The 20501-nt window shown below is 73.4% G+C and carries 20 protein-coding genes; 7 read left to right on the top strand and 13 right to left on the bottom strand.

Annotated features, from left to right (window positions below):
- Positions 1 to 51: 51 nt before the first annotated feature.
- The 3 genes from ACQPXS_RS40700 to ACQPXS_RS40710 all read right to left on the bottom strand — a co-directional run bounded on the left by ACQPXS_RS40700 (position 52) and on the right by ACQPXS_RS40710 (position 3685).
- A complete protein-coding gene (locus tag ACQPXS_RS40700) occupies positions 52 to 2382 on the bottom strand; it encodes an ATP-binding cassette domain-containing protein (RefSeq protein WP_433454544.1) in 2331 nt (776 codons plus the stop codon).
- A 32-nt stretch (positions 2383 to 2414) separates the two neighbouring features.
- Complete coding sequence (locus ACQPXS_RS40705) at positions 2415 to 2603, bottom strand: antitoxin (protein ID WP_356307115.1); 189 nt, start codon at positions 2601 to 2603, stop codon at positions 2415 to 2417.
- A 74-nt stretch (positions 2604 to 2677) separates the two neighbouring features.
- Positions 2678 to 3685, bottom strand: coding sequence for an LLM class flavin-dependent oxidoreductase (locus ACQPXS_RS40710; protein WP_433454545.1), 1008 nt, complete (start codon positions 3683 to 3685; stop codon positions 2678 to 2680).
- 65 nt (positions 3686 to 3750) lie between these two features.
- On the opposite strand from ACQPXS_RS40710, the gene ACQPXS_RS40715 reads away from it, so the two are divergent.
- Positions 3751 to 4242 (top strand): LNS2 domain-containing protein, encoded by a 492-nt coding sequence (locus ACQPXS_RS40715; protein ID WP_433454546.1) that lies wholly within the window; start codon positions 3751 to 3753, stop codon positions 4240 to 4242.
- Positions 4243 to 4255: 13 nt separating this feature from the next.
- Here the strand turns inward: ACQPXS_RS40715 and ACQPXS_RS40720 are convergent, their stop codons facing one another.
- Positions 4256 to 4471 carry a dodecin gene (locus ACQPXS_RS40720; RefSeq protein ID WP_356307121.1) on the bottom strand — a complete coding sequence of 72 codons (216 nt, stop codon included), beginning with the start codon at positions 4469 to 4471 and terminating at the stop codon, positions 4256 to 4258.
- A 217-nt stretch (positions 4472 to 4688) separates the two neighbouring features.
- On the opposite strand from ACQPXS_RS40720, the gene ACQPXS_RS40725 reads away from it, so the two are divergent.
- Positions 4689 to 5942, top strand: a complete 1254-nt coding sequence (locus tag ACQPXS_RS40725; protein WP_433454547.1) for an extracellular solute-binding protein — start codon at positions 4689 to 4691, stop codon at positions 5940 to 5942.
- Position 5943: 1 nt separating this feature from the next.
- On the opposite strand, the gene egtD is transcribed toward ACQPXS_RS40725, so the two are convergent.
- Genes egtD through egtA form a run of 4 tightly spaced genes read right to left on the bottom strand, consistent with a single transcriptional unit; the run spans position 5944 to position 10383 of the window.
- Positions 5944 to 6903 carry an L-histidine N(alpha)-methyltransferase gene (egtD, locus tag ACQPXS_RS40730; protein WP_433454548.1) on the bottom strand — a complete coding sequence of 320 codons (960 nt, stop codon included), beginning with the start codon at positions 6901 to 6903 and terminating at the stop codon, positions 5944 to 5946.
- Positions 6900 to 7715: an ergothioneine biosynthesis protein EgtC gene (egtC, locus tag ACQPXS_RS40735; RefSeq protein ID WP_433454549.1), complete on the bottom strand. Its 816-nt coding sequence runs from the start codon at positions 7713 to 7715 to the stop codon at positions 6900 to 6902. The genes egtD and egtC overlap by 4 nt, the downstream gene beginning before the upstream one ends.
- Positions 7715 to 9052: an ergothioneine biosynthesis protein EgtB gene (gene egtB, locus ACQPXS_RS40740; protein ID WP_433454550.1), complete on the bottom strand. Its 1338-nt coding sequence runs from the start codon at positions 9050 to 9052 to the stop codon at positions 7715 to 7717. Before egtB ends, egtC begins: the two co-directional genes overlap by 1 nt.
- The gene (gene egtA, locus ACQPXS_RS40745) at positions 9049 to 10383 is read right to left on the bottom strand and encodes an ergothioneine biosynthesis glutamate--cysteine ligase EgtA (protein ID WP_433454551.1); all 1335 of its coding nucleotides are present in this window, start codon (positions 10381 to 10383) and stop codon (positions 9049 to 9051) included. Before egtA ends, egtB begins: the two co-directional genes overlap by 4 nt.
- Before the next feature lie 277 nt (positions 10384 to 10660).
- On the opposite strand from egtA, the gene ACQPXS_RS40750 reads away from it, so the two are divergent.
- Positions 10661 to 11548, top strand: a complete 888-nt coding sequence (locus ACQPXS_RS40750) for a TIGR02452 family protein (RefSeq protein ID WP_433454552.1) — start codon at positions 10661 to 10663, stop codon at positions 11546 to 11548.
- Here the strand turns inward: ACQPXS_RS40750 and ACQPXS_RS40755 are convergent.
- Both ACQPXS_RS40755 and ACQPXS_RS40760 read right to left on the bottom strand, forming a co-directional pair.
- Positions 11533 to 11979, bottom strand: coding sequence for a type II toxin-antitoxin system PemK/MazF family toxin (locus ACQPXS_RS40755; protein WP_356307133.1), 447 nt, complete (start codon positions 11977 to 11979; stop codon positions 11533 to 11535). The genes ACQPXS_RS40750 and ACQPXS_RS40755 overlap by 16 nt on opposite strands.
- A gap of 207 nt (positions 11980 to 12186) precedes the next feature.
- Positions 12187 to 12600, bottom strand: coding sequence for a cupin domain-containing protein (locus tag ACQPXS_RS40760; RefSeq protein ID WP_433454553.1), 414 nt, complete (start codon positions 12598 to 12600; stop codon positions 12187 to 12189).
- A 127-nt stretch (positions 12601 to 12727) separates the two neighbouring features.
- On the opposite strand from ACQPXS_RS40760, the gene ACQPXS_RS40765 reads away from it, so the two are divergent.
- The 3 genes from ACQPXS_RS40765 to ACQPXS_RS40775 all read left to right on the top strand — a co-directional run bounded on the left by ACQPXS_RS40765 (position 12728) and on the right by ACQPXS_RS40775 (position 15539).
- On the top strand, positions 12728 to 13399 hold the full coding sequence (locus ACQPXS_RS40765) for a helix-turn-helix transcriptional regulator (RefSeq protein ID WP_433454554.1): 672 nt from the start codon (positions 12728 to 12730) through the stop codon (positions 13397 to 13399).
- A gap of 60 nt (positions 13400 to 13459) precedes the next feature.
- A complete protein-coding gene (locus ACQPXS_RS40770; protein WP_433454555.1) occupies positions 13460 to 13888 on the top strand; it encodes a hypothetical protein in 429 nt (142 codons plus the stop codon).
- A gap of 61 nt (positions 13889 to 13949) precedes the next feature.
- A complete protein-coding gene (locus tag ACQPXS_RS40775; protein ID WP_433454556.1) occupies positions 13950 to 15539 on the top strand; it encodes a hypothetical protein in 1590 nt (529 codons plus the stop codon).
- A gap of 17 nt (positions 15540 to 15556) precedes the next feature.
- On the opposite strand, the gene ACQPXS_RS40780 is transcribed toward ACQPXS_RS40775, so the two are convergent.
- Positions 15557 to 16126 (bottom strand): TetR/AcrR family transcriptional regulator, encoded by a 570-nt coding sequence (locus tag ACQPXS_RS40780; protein ID WP_433454557.1) that lies wholly within the window; start codon positions 16124 to 16126, stop codon positions 15557 to 15559.
- A 92-nt stretch (positions 16127 to 16218) separates the two neighbouring features.
- On the opposite strand from ACQPXS_RS40780, the gene ACQPXS_RS40785 reads away from it, so the two are divergent.
- Positions 16219 to 17700, top strand: a complete 1482-nt coding sequence (locus tag ACQPXS_RS40785; protein ID WP_433454558.1) for an MDR family MFS transporter — start codon at positions 16219 to 16221, stop codon at positions 17698 to 17700.
- Between the two features lie 50 nt (positions 17701 to 17750).
- Here the strand turns inward: ACQPXS_RS40785 and ACQPXS_RS40790 are convergent, their stop codons facing one another.
- On the bottom strand, positions 17751 to 19172 hold the full coding sequence (locus ACQPXS_RS40790) for an amidase (RefSeq protein WP_433454559.1): 1422 nt from the start codon (positions 19170 to 19172) through the stop codon (positions 17751 to 17753).
- A 51-nt stretch (positions 19173 to 19223) separates the two neighbouring features.
- Entirely contained in the window at positions 19224 to 20459 is a 1236-nt protein-coding gene (locus ACQPXS_RS40795) for an MFS transporter (RefSeq protein ID WP_433454560.1), read from the bottom strand.
- Positions 20460 to 20501: the final 42 nt, after the last annotated feature.

Raw genomic sequence — 20501 nt, forward strand, 5'->3', positions numbered from 1 at the left:
CAACTCGGTTACCACATCGATGCATTGGGCACGGGTCGGTGAGGACGGAACTCAGGGCATGACCCGCGCCAGGTACGGTGCCGTGGCGCTGCCCTCCGCCCGCGCCACCCGCTCCGGAGGGCCCGCCGCCACGATCCGGCCGCCCTGGTCGCCGCCGCCGGGGCCCAGGTCGATGACCCAGTCGGCGCCCGCGACCACCGTCATGTCGTGTTCCACCACCACGACCGTGTGCCCGGCGTCGACCAGTCCGTGCAGCCGGTCCATCAGCACCTCCACGTCGGCCGGGTGCAGCCCGGTGGTGGGCTCGTCCAGCAGGTACAGGGTGTGGCCGCGCCGGCCGCGCTGCAGCTCGCTCGCCAGCTTGATCCGCTGCGCCTCCCCGCCGGACAGCTCGGTCGCCGGCTGCCCGAGCCGCAGATAGCCGAGGCCGACGTCGAGCAGCGTGCCGAGGCTGCGGGCGGCGGCCGGGATGCCGGCGAAGAACTCCGCCGCGGCCTCCACGGTCAGATCGAGCACCTCGGCGATGTTCCGTTCCCGGTAGGTCACTTCGAGGGTCTCGGGGTTGTAGCGGGCGCCGCCGCAGTCCGGGCAGGGCGCGTAGGTGCTCGGCAGGAACAGCAGCTCGACGCTGACGAACCCCTCGCCCTGGCAGGTCTCGCAGCGCCCACCGGACACGTTGAAGGAGAACCGGCCGACGCCGTACCCGCGCGCCCGTGCCTCCTCGGTGGCGGCGAACACCTTGCGCACGACGTCGAACAGGCCGGTGTAGGTGGCCAGGTTGGAGCGCGGGGTGCGCCCGATCGGCCGCTGGTCGACCCGGACCAGCCGGTCCACGCCCGGAAGCTGATCCGTCAACTCGCCGATGAGCGTGGACTTTCCGGAACCGGAGACGCCGGTGACGGCGGTGAACGCGCCGAGCGGGAACTCGGCCGTCACCGCGCGCAGGTTGTGCCGGGTCACCGGACCCACCCTCAACCAGCCGCGCGGAGAGCGGACTTCACGTCCCGGGCCGGGTGACTCGTCGAACAGGAACACGGCCGTCGCCGACTCCGCCACACACGCCAGCTCGGCCGGCGGCCCGCTGTACAGCACGCGTCCGCCGTGCTCGCCCGCGCCCGGACCCACGTCCACCAGCCAGTCGGCGCCGCGCACCACCTCCAGGTGGTGCTCCACCACGAACACCGAGTTGCCGGCGGCCTTCAGCCGGTCCAGCACGGTCAGCAGCGCCTCGGTGTCCGCCGGGTGCAGTCCGGCGGACGGCTCGTCCAGCACGTAGACGACGCCGAACAGCCCGGAGCGCAACTGGGTGGCGAGCCGCAGCCGTTGCAGCTCGCCCGTCGACAGGGTGGGGGTGGAGCGGTCGAGGCTGAGGTAGCCGAGGCCCAGTTCGACCACCGGCGCGATCCGGGACTTCAGGTCCTCGGTGAGGACCCGCGCGGTCTCGGTGCGGCCGTCGAGCAGGGCGGCCAGGTCGGTCAGCGGCAGCGCGGCCAGTTCGGCGATGGTCCGGCCGCCGAAGGTCACCGCCATCGCCTCCGGCCGGAGCCGGCTGCCCCCGCACACCGGGCAGGGGGCGCTGGTCAGGAACCGCTCCGCCTTCGCCCGCAGCGACGCGGACTTGGTGTCCGAGAACGTCTTCAGCACATACCGGCGCGCGCTCATGTACGTGCCCTGGTACGGCCGTTGGATGCGGTCGGCGTCCCGGACGGGGTGGACGGTGACGACGGGCTGCTCGTCCGTGAACAGGATCCACTCCCGTGCCTGCGCAGGCAGCTCGCGCCAGGGCCGGTCCACGTCGTGGCCGAGCGCGTCGAGGATGTCGCGCAGGTTCTTGCCCTGCCAGGCGCCGGGCCAGGCGGCGATGGCGCCCTCGCGGATCGACAGGGAGGGATCCGGGACCAGCAACTCCTCGGTGGTGTCGTGCACTTGGCCCAGGCCATGGCACTCCGGGCAGGCGCCGGCCGCCGTGTTCGGCGAGAACGCGTCCGAATCGAGCCGCTCCGCGCCCGGCGGGTAGTCCCCGGCGCGGGAGAACAGCATGCGCAGGGAGTTGGAGAGATTGGTGACCGTGCCCACCGAGGAGCGGGAGGTGGGGGCCGCGCGGCGCTGCTGCAGGGAGACCGCGGGCGGCAGCCCGGTGATCTCGCCGACCTTGGGCGCCCCGACCTGGTGGATCAGTCTGCGCGCATACGGCGCGACCGACTCGAAGTACCGCCGCTGAGCCTCGGCGTAGATCGTGCCGAACGCCAGGGACGACTTCCCCGAGCCCGACACGCCGGTGAACACGGCCAGGGCGTCGCGGGGGATGTCGACGTCGACGCCTTTCAGATTGTGTTCGCGGGCGCCGCGGACGCGGACGTACTGGTCGGATGGGCTGTGCATAGAGGCACAACTCTATCCACGCCCGTGCGCTGCTACTGCGGAGGGTTGTCGCGGCGGTTCTGGTCGATGTACTGGTCCGCCCGCTTCTGCGCGGCGTCGACCTGGGAGCCGTACCTGTCCTGGGTCCTCTGGTCGATCATGTCGCCGGCCTTGTCGACGCCCGTCTTGGCCTGGTCCTCATGGCCCTTGAGCATCTGCTTGATCTTGTCCATCATGGACATGGCAGCCCTCCTCGTCGCTTGAGGCTTCCCCTCCCAGGGTCACCGGCCCCGGCCGGGTCCGCATCTCGGGGCCGTCAGAGCCCCGGCGCGAAGAGCGCGGCGAGCCGCCGGTAGGAGCCCAGCAGCGCCGTACGGTCGTAGGAGCTGGTGGTGACCAGGACCTCGTCGGCGCCCGTCTCCTTCAGCACCGTCTCCAGCTCGTGCGCGACCTGGTCCGCGGTGCCGGCGATGTGCCCGGCAAGCCCCGCCTCGTAGAGGCCGCGCTCCTTCGCGGTCATCGTGCGGGCCTCGATCTCGTCGGCCGGGGCGAGCGGCGGGAAGGTGCCGCGGGTGCGGGCGTACGCCATCGACCAGGCCTCCGGGACCAGCAGCCGCCGCGCCTCCTCCTCGGTGCCGGCGACCGCGACCGTCCCGGAGATCACGACGTACGGCTCCGGCGCCCAGGGGGAGGGCCGGAACAGCGAGCGGTACTGGTCGATGCCGCGCAGCATCTTCTCCCGGCCGCGCAGATCGCCGATCACCATCGGCAGTCCGGCGCGGGCCGCGATCCGCGCGCCCTCGCCCATGGCCAGCACGAACGGCGGCACCCGCAGCCCTTCCGCGGGACGCGCCCGCACCCCGGTCGGCGAGCCGCCCTCGAACCAGCCCAGCAGCTCGCCGAGCTGCCCCGCGAAGTCCTCGGCGACCTCCTTGTCCCGGCCGAGGGCCTTGCGCACCCCGTCGGTGAAGCCGACGGAACGCCCGATCCCCATGTCGATCCGGCCGGGGAACAGGGACTCCAGGACGCCGAACTGCTCGGCGACGACGAGCGGTTGGTGGTTGGGCAGCATCACACCGCCGGTGCCGACCCGGATCGTCCGTGTGGCCGAGGCGACCGCGGCGGCCAGCACGGTCGGCGCGGAACCGGCGACGCCGGGTACACCGTGGTGCTCGGACACCCAGTAGCGGTGATAGCCGAGTGCCTCGGCCTCCCGCGCCAGTGCGACGGTGTCCCGCAGCGCCTCGGCGGGCGGGTGTCCCTCGCGGGTGCGCGAACGGTCGAGGACGGAGAACCGGGTCCGGGCGATCACAGTGCTGCTCACCCAAGGTTCAACGCGCATGTGAGCCGGGAATTCCTGGCCCGTCGGCGCCTGGCTAAGGTGGCCCCGTGACCGACAGCACCAGGCGTCCGCTCGCCGTGTTCGACCTGGACAACACCCTGGCCGACACCGCGCACCGGCGGCACTTCCTGGAGGTACGGCCGAAGAACTGGGCCGCCTTCTTCGCCGCCGCGCCCGCGGACCCGCCCCTCGCCGAGGGCATCGCGCTCGCCGTGGAGAGCGCCCGCGAATGCGAGGTGCTGTATCTCACCGGCCGCCCCGAGCGGTGCCGGCGCGACACACTGGACTGGCTCGCGGCCCATGGGCTGCCCGAGGGGCGCGTGTACATGCGGAGCAACGCCGACCGCAGGCCCGCCCGGTTCACCAAGCTGGAGATCCTGCGCCGGCTCGCCCAGGACCGCGAGATCCGTGTCCTCGTGGACGACGACGAGATGGTCTGCGACGACGCCGAGCGCGCCGGGTTCACCGTCGTACGTGCCCGCTGGACCGCGAAGTCCGCGGCGCTTGAGGAGGCTCAGGAGCGAGAGGGCCGCACCTGACGCCGGGAGGCGGTCAGTCCGCGTCCTCGAGGCGGAAGCCCACCTTCAGCCCCACCTGGTAGTGCTCGATCCGCCCGTTCTCGATCTGGCCCCGGACCTCGGTGACCTCGAACCAGTCCAGATTGCGCAGCGTCTGGTCGGCGCGGGCGATGCCGTTGCGGATGGCCTGGTCGATGCCCTCGTGCGACGTGCCGACGATCTCGGTGACCCGGTAGGTGTGATGCGTCATGAGGGTGCTCCTCTCCTGTCACGCCGTACTCCACCGTGCCCCATCCCCGGCCCGCCCGCACGGTGTCCGCCGCCTGCGCGGGTAGCCCCTGGCCCTCTTGACCCTCCGCATTGGTCCATACCAAAATCCAGCACACCCGTACGAGCCGTGCCGCTCGTCCCCCCACGTCGGGCCCCCACGCCTGTCCGCACCCCTGCCAGACAGAACAGGACCCCTCGTGAGACGTCGTCTGCTCGCCCTCCTGTGTGTCACCGGTTCCCTCGTGAGCGCCTGCGGGATGCTCCCGGGCGGCCACGAGCGCAAGACGGTCACCGTGTGGCTGATGAAGGACAGCGCTTCCAAGGAGTTCCTCCGGCGTTTCACCGAGGACTTCGAGCGCACCCACAAGGATCTGCGCCTGGACATCCGCATCCAGGAATGGACCGGCATCGTCGACAAGGTCCGCGCGGCGCTCAAGGACGACTCCGGAGACGGACCCGATGTCATCGAGGTCGGCAACACCCAGGTGCCGCTGTACGCCGACGGCGGCAAGCTCGCCGACCTCACGCTGGAGTCGATGCGCGACTGGGGCAAGGACAAGTGGCTGCCCGGCCTCGCCCAGCCGGGCAAGGACGGCAACGCGCAGTACGGCATCCCCTGGTACGCGGCCAACCGCGTCGTCATCTACCGCAAGGACCTGTTCGAGGCGGCCGGCATCACCCGCCCGCCGAAGACCCGTGAGGAGTGGCTCGCCGACACCGAGAAGCTGAACTCCGGCGGCAACCAGGGCATTTACCTGGCCGGCCAGGACTGGTACACCCTGTCCGGCTTCGTCTGGGACGAGGGCGGCGACCTCGCCCGGCAGAAGGACTACCGGTGGGAGGGCGCCCTCGACACCCCGGCCGCGCTGCGCGGCATGGACTTCTACCGGCGGCTGCAGGCGCTGGGCCGGGGCCCGGCGGACTCGGACGAGGAACACCCGCCCCAGGCCGGGGTGTTCGCCGGCGGCAAGGTGGCGCAGATCATCGCCGTACCGGGGCTCGCCCAGTCGATCGTGCGGCAGAACCCGGACCTGAAGGACGAGCTGGGCTTCTTCCCGGTGCCCGGGAAGACCGCCGCGCGGCCCGGCGCCGTCTTCACCGGCGGCTCCGACCTCGTCGTCCCGGCGGGCACCGAGGACCAGTTCGCGGCGACCGCCGTCGTCGGGGCGCTCGTCGGCGCCAAGTGGGACACCGAACTCGCCCGCACCATGAACTACGTGCCCAACAAGACCACGCTGGCGGGCGCGGTCGCGGGGGAGGAGGGGGTCGCCGCCATGGCCGCGGGCGCGGCTCAGGGCCGCGCGACCCCCAGCACCCCTCAGTGGGCCGACGTCGAGGCCGACAACCCGATCAAGGAGTACATGACCCGGGTGCTCCAGGGCGCGGACCCGGCGACGGAGGCCCGCCGGGCCTCCGCGAAGATCACCGGGGAACTCGCGCCGGACGTGTGACTCACCGCACCACGCTCAGCGACAGCGCGAAGCGGTCCTGCGCGTCCGTCCACCAGTGAGTCAACTCAAGCCCCGCCGCAGCCAGTTCGGCGGTCACGCCCTCCTTGCGGAACTTCGCGGACACCTCGGTGCGCAGCTCCTCGCCGGCCGCGAAGTCCACGGCCAGGTCCAGCGCGGGCACCTTCACCGTCTGCGCGATACGGGAGCGCAGCCGCATCTCGATCCACTCCCGCTCGGGGTCCCACAGGGCCACGTGGTCGAAGGCGTCCGGATCGAAGTCGGCGCCCAGCTCACGGTCGACCACGGCCAGCACGTTCTTGTTGAACGCCGCCGTCACGCCGGCCGCGTCGTCGTACGCCCGGACCAGCACCCGCTCGTCCTTGACCAGGTCCGTGCCGAGCAGCAGCCCGTCGCCGGGTGCGAGCAGGGAGCGCACGGAGGCCAGGAAGCCGGCGCGTTCGGCGGGCAGCAGGTTGCCGATCGTGCCGCCGAGGAAGGCCAGCAGCCGGGGCCCGGGAGTCGCGGGCAGGGTCAGCGGGGCGGTGAAGTCGGCGATCAGCGCGTGGACCTCCAGGTCCGGGCGCTCCACGACGAGCGCCTTGCCGGCCTGGGTGAGGGCGCTCTCGCTGACGTCGACCGGGACGTACGCCGCGGGCGCGAGCGCGTCGAGGAGAAAGCGGGTCTTCTCCGAGGAGCCCGAGCCGAGTTCGATCAGCGTGCGGGCACCGCTCGCCGCGGCGATCTCGCCGGACCGGCCGGCCAGGATCTCCCGCTCGGCGCGGGTGGGGTAGTACTCGGGCAGCTCGGTGATCTGCTCGAACAGCTCGCTGCCGTGGGCGTCGTAGAACCACTTGGGCGGCAGCCACTTGGGGTTGTCGGTGAGGCCGCCCAGAACGTCGGCGCGCAGCGCGGCCTCCGTCGCGTCCTCGGGGAGTGTGCGGGTGACGTGCAGGGGGCTCACGTACAGGGCTCCTTCGATGATGGGGACGCCCCCGCTCGAGCGGAGTCGAGAGTGGGGGAGGGCGCCGGATCCTCCAGCGGTGCGAGCAGCACGCCGGCGCGGCTCGCGGTGAGGACGGTGCGGTCGGGGACCTCCTGCCAGAGCGGGTCGTCGTCGTAGGGCTCGGAGGCGACGACCGTGCTCCGGCCGGGCTCCGTGCGGTACCAGAGGGTGTCGCCCCAGGTGGTGCCGGCGATCGTCGTGCCGTCCGTCAGCAGCAGGTTGAGCCGCGAGGCCGGGGCCGCCCCGGCCAGCTGACGAACCGTTTCGCCGAGGGCCTGATCGGGCTCGTCCCCCGAGCGCAGCCGGTGCAGGACCAGCGCCCACACGAACGCCGAGTCGGTACGGGCCTGCAGCGACAGCAACTCGACCGGGGGCAGCGCGGACACCAGCGGGGCGACCGAGTCGGGCCAGCCCGCGAGGGCGCCGTTGTGGCTGAACAGCCAGCGGCCGGAGGCGAAGGGCGCCGCGGCGGCCTCGGCGTCGGCGCCCGCGAGCGTCGCGTCCCGTACGGCGGCCAGCACGCTGCCGGAGCGCACCACCCGCGCCAGGTCGGCGAAGGACAGGTCCGCCCAGATCGGCCCGGCCCGCCGGTAGCGTGCCGGGAGAGGGTCGTCCTGGGCGTACCAGCCGACCCCGAAACCATCGGCGTTCACCGTCCCGTAGCGCTGCCGCCGGGGCGCCCACGACTGGCGCACCAGGCTGTGCTCCGGCTCCAGGAGGAGCCGGCCGAGCGGCTCCTCGGGCCCCACATAGGCCAGATGGCGGCACATCAGACGGCCTCCGAGCGGGCGGTGCGGAACCCGGAGAAGATCTGCCGCCGGATCGGGTAGTCCCAGTTGCGGAACGTGCCCCGGCAGGCCACCGGGTCCACGGCGAACGAACCGCCGCGCAGCACCTTGTACTCGGACCCGAAGAACACCTCCGAGTACTCCTTGTACGGGAAGGCCTTGAAGCCCGGGTACGGCAGGAAGTCGCTCGCCGTCCACTCCCAGACGTCACCGATCAACTGCCGTACGCCGAGAGGCGACGCGCCGGCCGGGTAGCTGCCGGCGGGCGCGGGCCGCAGATGCCGCTGGCCCAGGTTGGCGTGCTGTGGTGCCGGGTCCGCGTCGCCCCACGGGTAGCGCGTGGAGCGGCCGGTGGCCGGGTCGTGCCGGGCGGCCTTCTCCCACTCCGCCTCGGTGGGCAGCCGCCGCCCGGCCCAGCGGGCGTAGGCGTCGGCCTCGTACCAACTGACGTGCAGCACCGGCTCGTCGGGTGGCACCGCCTCGGTGACGCCGAAGCGCCGCCGCAGCCAGTGGCCGCCGTCCCGGCGCCAGAACAGCGGCGCGGTGATCGCGTGCTGCTTGATGTGGGCCCAGCCCTCCGGGGTCCACCAGCGCTCGGTGTCGTAGCCGCCGTCCTCGATGAACGCCTGGTACGCCCCGTTCGTCACCGGCGTGGTGTCGATCCAGAACGGGGCCACCTCCCGGACGTGCGCCGGGCGTTCGTTGTCCAGCGCCCACGGTTCGGCCGAGGTGCCCATGGTGAACGGGCCACCGGGGACCAGGACTTCGGCCGGACCGGTGAACAGCGGGGCGGGTTCCGGTTCCGGAGCGGTCAGGGCCTGCGGGCCCTTGCGGAGCTGATGGGTGATCAGCATGGTCTCGTCGTGCTGCTGTTCGTGCTGGGCGATCATCCCGAAGGCGAATCCGGCCTCGGTCAGCCGGGTGCCGTGGAAGTCGGCGCCCGCCAGCAGGTCCGTGACCCGTCCGCGCACCTCGGCCGCGTACCGGCGGGCCTCCGCGGGCGGCAGCAGCGGCAGCGAGGGCCGCTCGGCCCGCGGGTGTTCGAAGGCGTCGTACAGGCTGTCGATCTCGGGCCGCATGGCGTCCCGGCCGCCGACCGCCCGGAGCAGCCACAGCTCCTCCTGGTTGCCGATGTGCGCGAGGTCCCACACCAGCGGGGACATCAGCGGCGAGTGCTGGGTGGTGAGGTCGGGCTCCTCGACGCAGCTGGTCAGCAGCGTGGTGCGGTCCCGGGCGGCGGTGAGGGAGGCCAGCACCCGCTCGCGCAGCGTCTCGGTGTCCACCTCGGTCGTCGCGGTGTCGGTCTCGGGGGCCGTCATGTGCGGATGTCCTTCCTCCGGTGGGCGGTGCGGCCGGGCCGGGACGGGCGCAGGTCGCGGCGGGCCGTCCGGTCCAGCAGATCGTCGGCCGGGCAGCGGCCCCGGGCGACGTAGCGGTCCAGGTACGCGGCCACCGCGTCGGTCACCTCGGCGGTGGCGCCGATCCGGGGCAGGGCCTGGAGCGCCGCCGCGAAACACACGACGGCGACCTCGCGCAGTTCCGGGTCGGCGAGACCGAGGCGGGCCGCGTCGGTCCACAGCGGGTTGTGCGGGGCGGGCAGGTTCAGGGACCGTTCCGCCAGGCGCTTGACGCTGCGGTACGCCGTCTCGGCGGCCGCCGGGTCGTCGAACAGCGCCGCCGTCACCGCGAGCGGCACGATCCAGCCGTCGTCGCCGGGCTGCGCGTCCATCATCCGCAGCTCCAGGTGGCCGCGCGGCCGGACCGGCGGGAACAGGGTGGTCAAGTGGTAGTCCAGATCCGCCCGCGTGGGCGGCCGGGGCGACCGGGAACGGGTCCACTCCCGGAAGGTGAGCCCGTCGGGCACGTACCACGGCCCGCTGTCCCGGCGCACACACATCACCGGCGAGTCGAGCACATGCCGGGCCCAGGCGGTGCGCGGCTCGCCGTCCAGCGGGGGAGCGCCCGCGCGCCCGGCGCCGATCTCCATCCACATCAGCTGCCGGGTGGACCGCCAGCCCGTGGGCTCGTGGCCGAGCAGCGGGGAGTTGGCGAACGCGGCCACCAGGACCGCCCCCAACTGATGGGCCAGCCACCAGCGGCGCCGGTACCCGAGCGGGCCCGGCTCCTCGTGACCGGCGTCCACGCAGACCTGCACGGAGGCGGAGGCACACATCATGTGCCGGCCCGCCGGACCGGTGCGGTCCAGGCAGGTCTCCATCGCGTCGTAGCGCGGCTCGCGCAGGAACCGGCGGGGCTTGTGCCAGGGTTCGTGGCCGATGCCGACCAGACCGAGCCCTTCCTCGGCGAGGGCGGCGCGGACGGTGTCCAGGTCGGCGGAGACGGTGCCGATGCACTCCATCAGGGAGGCGGCGGGCGGCGAGCTCAGCTCCAGCTGGCCGCCGGGTTCGACGGTGAGCGGTGACCGCAGGGGCAGGGCCCGCAGGGCGGTGTACACCGCTGTGAGTCGTTCGGGTGTCACGGGGAGCTGCGGAGTCCGCAACTCATGGATGAGCCACTCCAGCTCGACACCGAGCGAGCGGGGCGGCCCGGTCTTGAAGCAGATGCCCTGGACCAGGGCTTCCACCTCGGCTTCGGTGACGGCGGTGCGATGCGGCGTACAGTCGCCACCGTCACTCTGTGAATCGGACATGTCGGGATCCTCCTGAGATTCCACCATGCCATCGGCCCGGTTCGGACGTGGGGCCGGGCGGGCACTCGTTCCACCCAAGACCCTCGGGCCGGTTCGCACAAGGGTGCCCCTGGGGACGTTCCGGTTCGGTCATCTCCGTTTCCGTAGGCGTTCTCCGGACCGTTCCGGGGCGGGAAACTCCGTTGCACCGCATCACCAGCATCACCCAGGATGCCTGCATGAGCACGACGGGGGAGACCGCGCAGGCCGCGGCCACGGCGCCCACGGGGGTGGCGCCGTGAGCGCGCGCCTGCGCGGGATCGCCGCGGAGACGGAGCGGATCGTGGCGGCGGGCCGGTATCGCGCGCCGGACGGCCGCGACGTGTCCCTCGCGGCCGAGATCGAGGCCGCTCGGGCCGGCACGCGGATGTTCGGTCCGGAACCGGTTCGTGTACGGCAGTCGGGTGACGCCGGCGCCTCCGGTGGCGCGGGCTCGGGGCTCACGGCGGACACCGTTGTCGAGGTCACCGGGGAGAGCAGTCTCCAGGCCGCCCGCCGGCTCGCCGGTGCCCCGGTCGCCGTCCTGAACTTCGCCTCCGCCCGGAACCCCGGCGGCGGCTACCTCAACGGCGCGCAGGCCCAGGAGGAAGCCCTGTGCCGCGGCTCCGCGCTGTACACCTGCCTGCTGACGGCCGGCTCCTTCTACGACCACCACCGCGCCCACCGCGACCCGTTCTACACGGACCGGGTGATCCACTCCCCGGCCGTCCCGGTCTTCCGTGACGACCGGGGCCGGCTGCTGGCCGAGCCGTACCTCGCGGGCTTCCTGACGGCGGCGGCCCCCAACGCGGGCGTCGTACGGCGTACGGAACCGCAGCGCGCCGCCGAGTTGCCGGGCGCGCTCGCGGTGCGGGCCGAGCGCGTTCTGGAGACGGCCGCCGCCCACGGCTACGGCCGGCTGGTGCTCGGCGCCTGGGGCTGCGGAGTCTTCCAGAACGACCCGGCACAGGTCGCCGGCGCGTTCCGGGCCCTGCTCGGCCCCGGCGGCCGGTTCGCGCGCACGTTCGAGCACGTGGTGTTCGGCGTGCTGGACCGGACACCGGGCACGGTGGTGCGGGAGGCGTTCGCTCGGGCGTTCCCGGAAGCCCGGGCCGCGGCGGCGTACTCCGGTCAGGTCCAGCCGTAGCGCTCGTGCAGCCGCTGCCGGACGAGGTTGAACCGCATCCGGTCCAGCGCGCAGGCCTCCCGGCGCATGCCGTCCTCGTGCAGCCGCAGCACGCGGTCCACGTCCACCCACGAGTCCCGGCCCGACCGGTCCCACGGCCCGCTGCCGATCGCGACCCACTCCCGGTCGCCGTCGTGCCGCTTGCTCGACAGCTGTACGGCGAGGAAGGTGCCGGCCGCCTCGCGGGCGACGACCAGCACCGGGCGGTCCTTGCCCCGGCCGTCGTTCTCCTCGAACGGCACCCAGGTCCACACGATCTCGCCGGGGTCCGGGTCGCCGTCGTGGGCGGGGGAGTACTCGGTACGCACCCGGCCGACCTCGCGCGGGTCGGCCTCGGTGGTCGCGTGGGGGCCGTAGCGGCCGGGGACGTTCTCATCGGTAAACGTGGTCACGGGGGCACCCTAGTGGGCAGTCCCTGCGGGTCAACGGGCGCCCGCCGTCGGCGGTGGGCAGCTCCCGCTGGGCAAGGGGCGCCTGGCTCGGGGGCGTTGTGCCGGTGAGGGGTGAGGGGAGTGGCCGGGCGAAGCGTAGTGGCCTGAACTGTGAGGCTTTGGGGCGGACTTTGTGCCGGTGGTCGATGGTGTCGGGGGTGTGGCCGGTCAGGGCCGGCGGCGGGTGCCGATCTGCATGCCCGGGCGGCGTCGATGCACGGTCACATAGGTCAGGCCCGCCTCGCCGGCGGTGATGCTGCGCCGCGCCCCGTGCGGCAGCCAGGCCAGGGCGCCCTCGGCGAGCGGCTGTGCCTCGTCGGCGGGGCCCGCGCCGAGCACGCCGTCCCCGGACACGACCAGGAGCATCACATCCAGCTGTATCTCCGTGTGCGCGGTGATCCGGTCGCCCGGGGCGAGCCGGACCACGTTGGCGTCGAGCTGCCGTCCGCTCTCGGCCAGCTTCCACAGCACTCCGCCGGGCTGCGGTGGCGACTCGGCCAGTGCCCGGGTGTCGCACAGCACACGGGCATCGGCGGCGGTGCGGCCGGCCGGCCCGCTGTCGGTCGCGGAGAGCGACGTCATCTGGTGTTCCCCTCGACTCTTCCATTTCCCTGCGAACAGGTACCCACTGCTGACCCGCCTGTCCACCCTACAATTAATACATGTAGGCTTCGTGAAAAATCGGCAGAGGTGGGAGAGGGGTTCGCAGATGGCCACGCGGGAGAGTCCGCGCCGCCGAGAGGTCCTCGACGTACTGCGCGCCGCACCCTCGCCGCTCGGCGTCGCGGAGACGGCCGAGCGCATCGGCGTCCACCCCAACACGGTGCGCTTCCATCTGGACATCCTGGTGGCCGAGGGCCTGGTCGAGCGCCGGGCCGAGCCGTCCCCGGGGCCCGGCCGTCCCCGCACCGTCTACACCGCCCGGCCCGGCATGGACCGCGGCGGCATGCGGGACTACCGGCTCCTCGCACGCATCCTGCTCAGCCGGTGGGCGTCCGCCGACCCGGCGACGGCGCGCGAGGAGGCGGTCCAGACGGGCCGGGCGTGGGGTGCTCACCTGGTGCAGCCGCCGCCCCCGTTCGGCGAACCGACGGCAGAGCGCACGGTGGCCGCGCTCCTCGCTCTGCTCGGTGAGTTGGGCTTCGCGCCGCGGGCGGAGGGAGCGGAGGAGTCCGGCGGGCCGCCCCGGCGGATCCGGCTGCGGCACTGCCCGTTCCTGGAACTCGCCGAGGAACACGGGAGGTTGGTGTGTCCGCTCCATCTGGGCCTGATGCAGGGAGCGTTGGACCGGCTGGACGCCCCGCTGACGGCCACCGGCCTGGAGCCCTTCGCCGAACCCGACTCCTGCGTGGCCCACTTGGCCGAGACCAAGGCCGCCTAGCCGGCGCACCCCCGCTTCACGCACCGCACCGCCGGTCCCGGCGGAGAAAGGCCTCCGCACATGAACGTCACGTCCGCCGCCACCGCGAGCGCTCTCACCTTCGTCTGGCTCGGCATGGTGCTGGCGATCTCCTTCCTGGAGGCCCCGCTGAAGTTCCGCGCACCGGGCGTGACCATCCCCGTCGGCCTGGGTATAGGCCGGCTGGTCTTCCGCGCGCTGAACGCCGTGGAGGCGGTGCTGGCCGTCGTCGTCATCGCGGCGGTCGCCGTGGGCGGTGCCCCGGTGGGGATCACGGCGCTGACCGCGGTCGTCGCGGTGCTGCTCCTCGCCCAGCTGGCCGCCGTCCGGCCCTACCTCAACCGCCGGTCCGACCGGATCCTCGCCGGGGAGGAACTGCCCCGCTCCCGCAGCCACTTCTGGTATGTGGGGCTGGAGTTCCTGAAGGTCATCGCGCTGATCGCCCTGGGAATCGGCCTGCTCACGGTGTGACGGCGTAAAGTCGTCGCCCGGGCCCGCGAGGGTGGTTCGCGTACGGGGGGAGACGGAAGGCATGCGCACGCCCGGCCGGATCTGGGAGGACGCCGATCTGCCCACGCGCCGGCTCGCCGGGCTCGCCCTCAACCCGTCGGCGCCACCGGACGTCCTGCTCCGGCTGCTCGCCGAGGCCCCGCTCGCCGTACGGATGGTGCTGTGCCGGGACCGGGATCTGCCCGTCTCCGTGGTGGACGCCGTGATCGAGCACCCCGACCGGCGCACCCGGGGCTTCTTCGCCGTCAACCCCCACGTCGACCCGGCCCAGCGGGCGCGACTGGTGGACGATCCGGAGTGGTTCGTCCGCGCCCACCTCGCCGAGGGGCCGCGCACGACCGAGCCGGACTGGCCCCGGCCCCGGCCGCTGCCCGATGCCACCGTGGTCCGCATGCTCGTCACGTACGAGGCCGAACACCTCTGGTCGCTGTACCGGCAGATGTCCGCCGAGCTGGTCCGTGCGCTGCCCGCCCACCCGGTCGCCGAGGCGCGTCGCCACGGCGTCTTCCGCTGGACCTGGATGTCCGGCGCCGAGCGGGCCGCGCTGCTGGCGGACCCGGACGAGCGGGTCCGCGAGGCGGCGCGGGCGTGCGCGCGTTACGACGATCCGGCGTGGGTGGAGAGCGAGCTGCCGGACCGCCCCTGTCACTCCCGCAGCCACCTGCTGCTGCACTCGGCGCTCAGCCGCGCCGTCGTGGACGGCGTCCTGACCTCGCCGGCCGGCGAGGACGACAAGGCGATGATCGCCCGCAACCCCACGCTCCCGCCCGATGCGGTCGTCCTCCTGGCCGCCGACCCGGATCCGAAGGTACGGCAGGAGATCGCGGGCCGCCGCGCCGATCTCCCGCCCGCCGAACGTCACGCGCTCGTCGCGGACCCGCACCCGAACGTCCGCAGGGCCGTCGCCCGTCACCCGGACCTCGACGCGGACGAACGCCGTACGCTCGCCGCGGATCCCGATCCGCGGGTACGGCTGGCCGTGTCCGTCCACCCGTCCTTCAGCGAGGAGGAACGCGCGCGCATCGACTACACGGTCCAGACGGACTGCCGATTGGGCGCTTTCGGCGAGGGCAGGACACCCCGCGACCCCGAAGCCGTACGCCAGGACGCGCTCTCCGGGCACCCGCTGCTGCGCAGGGAGGCCGCCAAGGAACGCACGCTGGCGCCGGACCTGGTGACCCGCCTGGCGGACGACGACGACCTCGGCGTGCGGGTGCTGCTGGCCCAGAACCACCCGGACGCGCCCCCGGCCTTGTTGCTGCGCAGCTTCCTGGAGTACACCGGCCCCGAGCGTGCCCGCCTGACCACCCGGCCGAACTTTCCGCGCGCCGGTCTTGCCGCATACGCCGACCATGCCGACCCGCAGGTCCGGGCCCTGGCCGCACGGGACCCCGAGACACCGCCCGCCACCGTGGAACGGTTCACCGGGGATCCCGACCCGCAGGTCCGGGCCGCGTTCGCCCGGCACCCGAACCTCCCGCCGGTCCGGCTGGCACACCTCCTCGCCGACGAGGAACTCGCCCACCCGGCCGCCGCGAACCCGGCGCTGCCCCCGGCCACGATGAACCGACTGCTGGCGTCACAGGGCCGGGACTTCCCGGTGGCGGGCTGACCGGGATGCCGCCGCGGTCAGCGGACCAGGGGGAGGAAGACCGTGTCGACGATGTCTTCGAGGACGTCGTCGGGCACGGGGGCGAAGGTGGTGAGGATTTCGTGGCGCAACAGGTCGAAGGGCAGGGACTTGACGCGTTCGGGCAGGTGCTCCCGTTTGATCTCACCGCGTTCGACGGCGCGGTCGAAGAGCACGTCGAGGGCCTCCTTGCGCCCCGTCACGAGGGGGTCGCGCAGGTCGCCGGTGCTCGTGCCGGTCGCCTTGTGGCAGGCGGCCAGGTGCACGCTCATGACGATGATGAGCTGGACGCGGGTGGCGTTGATCTCCCGCATCAGGGTGAGGACGTCCTCCCGCAGGCTTCCCGTGTCGGGGATGTCGAGGCGGTGCTCCCTCAGGGCCTGCGTGATGGCCGCCCGGACGAGTTCGTCGCGGTCCGACCAGCGGCGGTAGAGAACGGGGGGGCTGGTGCCCGCGCGCTTGACGACGGCGTCCATGGTGAACCCCGCGTAGCCGTTGTCCGCGAGCTCTTCCCAGGCCGCGTCGAGGAGAGCCTTCTCCAGTGCCGCTCCGCGGCGTCGCTCGGGCATCCGCCCCTCCATTAGATAGATTTGCCTATCTTACTTTAGCGCCCTACTCTGACCACCGTAAGAAAGAGGACTCTATCTTAAGGTGGCTGTTCGTGAGCACTTCCAGCCGGACCGGAACCGCGCCCGCGGCGGCGGACCCCGAGCATGTGGACTCCGCCGTGTGGCGCACGGCGATCACCATCGTCGTGGGCGCCCTCGCCGTCGTCTTCGACACCACCATCGTCAGCGTCGCCCTCAACGACCTGGCGAAGGACCTCGACGCCCCGCTGTCCACGATCCAGTGGGTGAGCACCGGCTACCTGCTGGCGGTGTTCGTCACCATCCCGCTCGCCGGGTGGGCCCAGCAACGGCTGGGCGGCAAACGTCTGTGGATCGCGTCCCTGGGCGTGTTCCTGCTCGGCTCGATCCTGAGCGCGCTGGCGTGGGACGCGACCGGCCTCATCGTCTTCCGCGTCGTCCAGGGCATCGGAGGCGGCATGATGATGCCGCTCACGGCCACGCTGATCATGCAGGCCGCCCAGGGCCGCAACATCGGCAAGGTCATGTCCCTCATCACCGTGCCCACCGCCCTCGGCCCGATCCTCGGCCCGGTCCTCGGCGGCCTCATCCTGCATCTGGCCGACTGGCGCTGGATGTTCCTCGTCAACATCCCCTTCTGCGTCGTCGGCGGCGGGCTCGCCCGGCGCAACCTGCCCGACGACCGCCCCGCACCCGACGGCCCCCGCGCCCGCCTGGACGTCATCGGCGTGCTCCTGCTCTCCCCGGGCGTCGCCGCCCTCATCTACGGCCTCTCCCAGGCCGAGGGCGGTGCGGGCTTCACCGGCGCCAAGGTCCTCGTCCCGCTGCTCGGCGGCTTCGCCCTGGTCGGCGGCTTCACCGCATGGGCAGTGACCCGCACCAGCGGCGCCCTGGTCAACCTGCGGCTGTTCCGGCACCGCGCGACGGCGTCCGCTTCCACCCTCCTCTTCCTGGGCGGGTTCTCCCTGTACGGGGCGATGATGCTGCTGCCGCTGTACTTCCAGCAGGTCCGCGGCGAGGACGCCCTCGGCGCCGGGCTGCTGCTCATCCCGCAGGGCGTCGGCGCGCTCCTCGCCCGCGGCCTGGCAGGCACGTACACCGACCGCGTCGGCCCGCGCCGGGTCGCCGCCGCCGCGTTCGCCGTCGTCGCCGCGGCCACCGTGCCGTTCGCCTTCGTCACCGCCGACACCAGCGAGGTCCTGCTCATGGCCGCGCTGCTCGTCCGCGGCATCGGCCTGGGCGCCGCCATGATCGCGCCCACCGGCGCCGCCTACGTCGGCCTGGAGCACAAGGAGATCGCCGACGCCAGCATCATCACCCGCGTCGCCCAGCAGATCGGGGGCTCGGTGGGCATCGCCGTCCTCGTCGTCATCCTGCAGCACACCGTCGGCGACGCCCACACCCCGGGCGGCCTGGCCGACGGCTTCGACGCCGCGTTCTGGTGGTCGGTGGCCTTCACCGCCGCCGCGATCCCGCTGTGCCTGCTCCTGCCCGGCCGCCCCAGGCCGGTGGCCCCCGCCGACAACGCCGAAGCCGAAGTCGCCGTCGAGGTCTAGGTGCCCCGTGCCGGGACCGTCCTGGGGGACCGTTCCCCGCCAATCGGCCGTCAGGCGGCCCGCGTCGCCGGGGCGGGCTCCGGTGGCCACCGGTCGTGCCAGCGCAACTCCGCTTCCAACTGGGCCGCGACGGACACCAGCAGCGGCTCGCTGTGGGCGGGCCCGAGGAGTTGCGCGCCCACCGGGAGGCCGTCGCCGACGAATCCGGCGGGCACGTTCACGCCCGGCCAGCCCAGCACGTTCCACGGCCAGGCGTACGGGCAGGCGGCGATCATCGCCCGGTCCGTGGCCAGCCCGCGCAGCCGGTACAGGGCGCCTATCCGGGGCGGGGGAGCGGCCGTCGTCGGCGCGAGGATCACGTCGTACCGCCCGAAGAACCGGCCGATCCGCCGGTGCAGCACGGCCTCCGCACGCCGGGCCGTCCTGAGCGGGGCACCGCCGAGCAGCCGGCCGAGCCGGGCCGCGTCCCGGGTGCGCCGATCGAGCAGCATCGGGTCGGGGGCGTCGCGGACCCACTCGGCGATACCGACGGTGGCGCGCGGCACGAAGGTCAGCCCGATCTGCCCGTACGGCGGATCGGCCTCCTCCACGTCGTGTCCCAACTGCGCCAACTCCTCGGCGAGTTCGACGACCCGGGCGCGGACTTCCGGGTGCAGGCGGGCCGGTACGGCGGTGAACGGAGGCTTCAGGGACAGGGCGATGCGCAGCCGGCCCGGGTCGCGGCCGACCGCGTCCGTCACCGTCAGCGCGGGCGGCCGGTGCGGGTCCCGGTCGTGGTTGCCGCTCGCCGCGTCCAGCAGCAGGGCCGCGTCGGCGACCGTCCGGGCGAGGGTGCCGTTGACCGTGATGCCCTGGAAGGACTCGCCGCGCGGCCAGGTGGAGATACGGCCGCGCTGCGGCTTGATGCCGATCAGTCCGGTCCACGAGGCCGGGATGCGCACCGAGCCGGCACCGTCCGAGCCCAGCGCGGCGGGGACCAGCCCGGCGGCGACGGCGGCCGCCGAGCCCCCGGACGAACCGCCGGGCGTGTGCCCGGGGTGCCACGGATTACGGGTGTCCCCGAAGGCAGGTCCCTCGGTGAACGGCCACTGCCCCAGCTCACAGGTGTTCGTCTTGCCGACGATCACGGCACCGGCCGCGCGCAGCCGCCGTACCGCCTCCCCGTCCTCGGCGGCCGGCGGGAACTCGCCCCGGCAGCCGAACGCGGTCGGCTCCCCGGCCACGTCCATGTCGTCCTTCACCGCGACCGGCACCCCCAGCAGCGGACGCCGCGCCCCCTCGGCCAACTCCCGGTCGGCGGCGTCCGCTTCGGCGAGCGCGGCCTCGGCCCGCACGACACGGAAGGCGTTCAGCGTCCCCTGCGTGGCCTCGATCCGGGCCAGCGCCCGCTCCACCAGCGCACGGGAGGTCACCTCCCCGTCGGCGAGCGCACGCCGGGTCTCGGCGAGTCCGGCGGAACGGTCGTGCGTCATGGGCGGGTACCTCCGGGAGACTCCGGGACCGATGTCTACCGAACGGTAACGTCACAACCGAGCAGCTGTACGGCTTTCGCCGGCGCCGGCAACCGCCGTCCGCCCGCCGGCCCGTGCGCCCAGGTGCCGTACCAGGGCCAATGCGGTCAGCAGCGCGACCAGGGTGCACACCCCGGACCAGCCGTACCGCGTGTACGCCCGGGAGCCGAGCCAGGAACCGAGACCGCCGCCCAGGTAGGCGCAGGTCATGTAGGCGGTGTTGAGGCGGCTGCGGACGCTTGCGGCGAGGGCGTAGACGCGCACCTGGTTGGCGACCATGCCGGACTGCATGCCGACGTCCAGCAGCAGCGTGCCCGCCACCAGGGACAGCAGGCCAGGGGTGCCGCCGAGCCCGCCGAGGGCGAGGATCGCCGCGGACGCGAGGACCAGCAGGAAGCACACCAGGTTCACGACGTCGGCGCCGCGCCGGTCCACCAGCCGGCCCGCGACCGGCGTGACGAGCATGGTCACCGCGTTGACCAGCGCGAGCAGCCCGACCGCGTCCGCCCCGAGCCCGTACCCCGGTCCCGTCAGCAGCAGCGCCACCCCGGTCCACACGGCGGAGAAGCCGGCGAACACCGTCGCCTGGTAGAAGGAGGAGCGGCGCAGGGCCGGTTCGGCGCACAGCAGGCGGACGGGCTCGGTCAGCAGCCGCGGGTAGCGCTGCCGGGACGGCGCCGCCGTGGCCGGGAGCGCGCGGGCCAGGAGCAGCGCCACCGCAAGTGTGAGCAGCGCCGCCAGGACGTACGGCGCCCGCCAGCCCAGCCGGTCGCCGAGGGCGCCGCCGGCCGTGCGGGACAGCAGCATGCCCGCGAGGGCCCCGCTCAGCAGCGTGCCGCCGACCACGCCCCGCCGCTGCGGCGGGACCAGTCCGGCCGCCAGCGGACCGGCCAGCGGGGCGATCACGGTGCTCGCCCCGACCAGCACGCTCGCCGCGAGCAGCGGCGGCAGCGCGGGCGCGGCGGCCGCGGCGCACAGGCCGAGCCCGGTCACGGTGAGCAGGGTGACCAGCAACGGGCGGGGCGGCAGCCGGTCGCCGAGCGGGACGAGCAGGAAGATGCCGGCGGCGTACCCGAACTGGGTCGCGGTCACCACCCCCGCCGCCGTGCCGGGAGAGATGCCGAGGCCCGCCGCCACGAGCGGGGCGACGGCCTGCGGGAAGTACACATTGCCGACCGCGACCCCGCAGGCCAGCGCCAGCAGCGCGACGAGCCGCGGGGTACGCTGCCCGGTGTGGTGATCCGTCATGTGCCGAAGTCCACGCCCTCCGCGGGCGGTTGGCGAAGGATG

Source organism: Streptomyces sp. CA-142005, from assembly GCF_050942335.1.
In the GTDB taxonomy this organism is placed as follows: Bacteria; Actinomycetota; Actinomycetes; order Streptomycetales; family Streptomycetaceae; genus Streptomyces.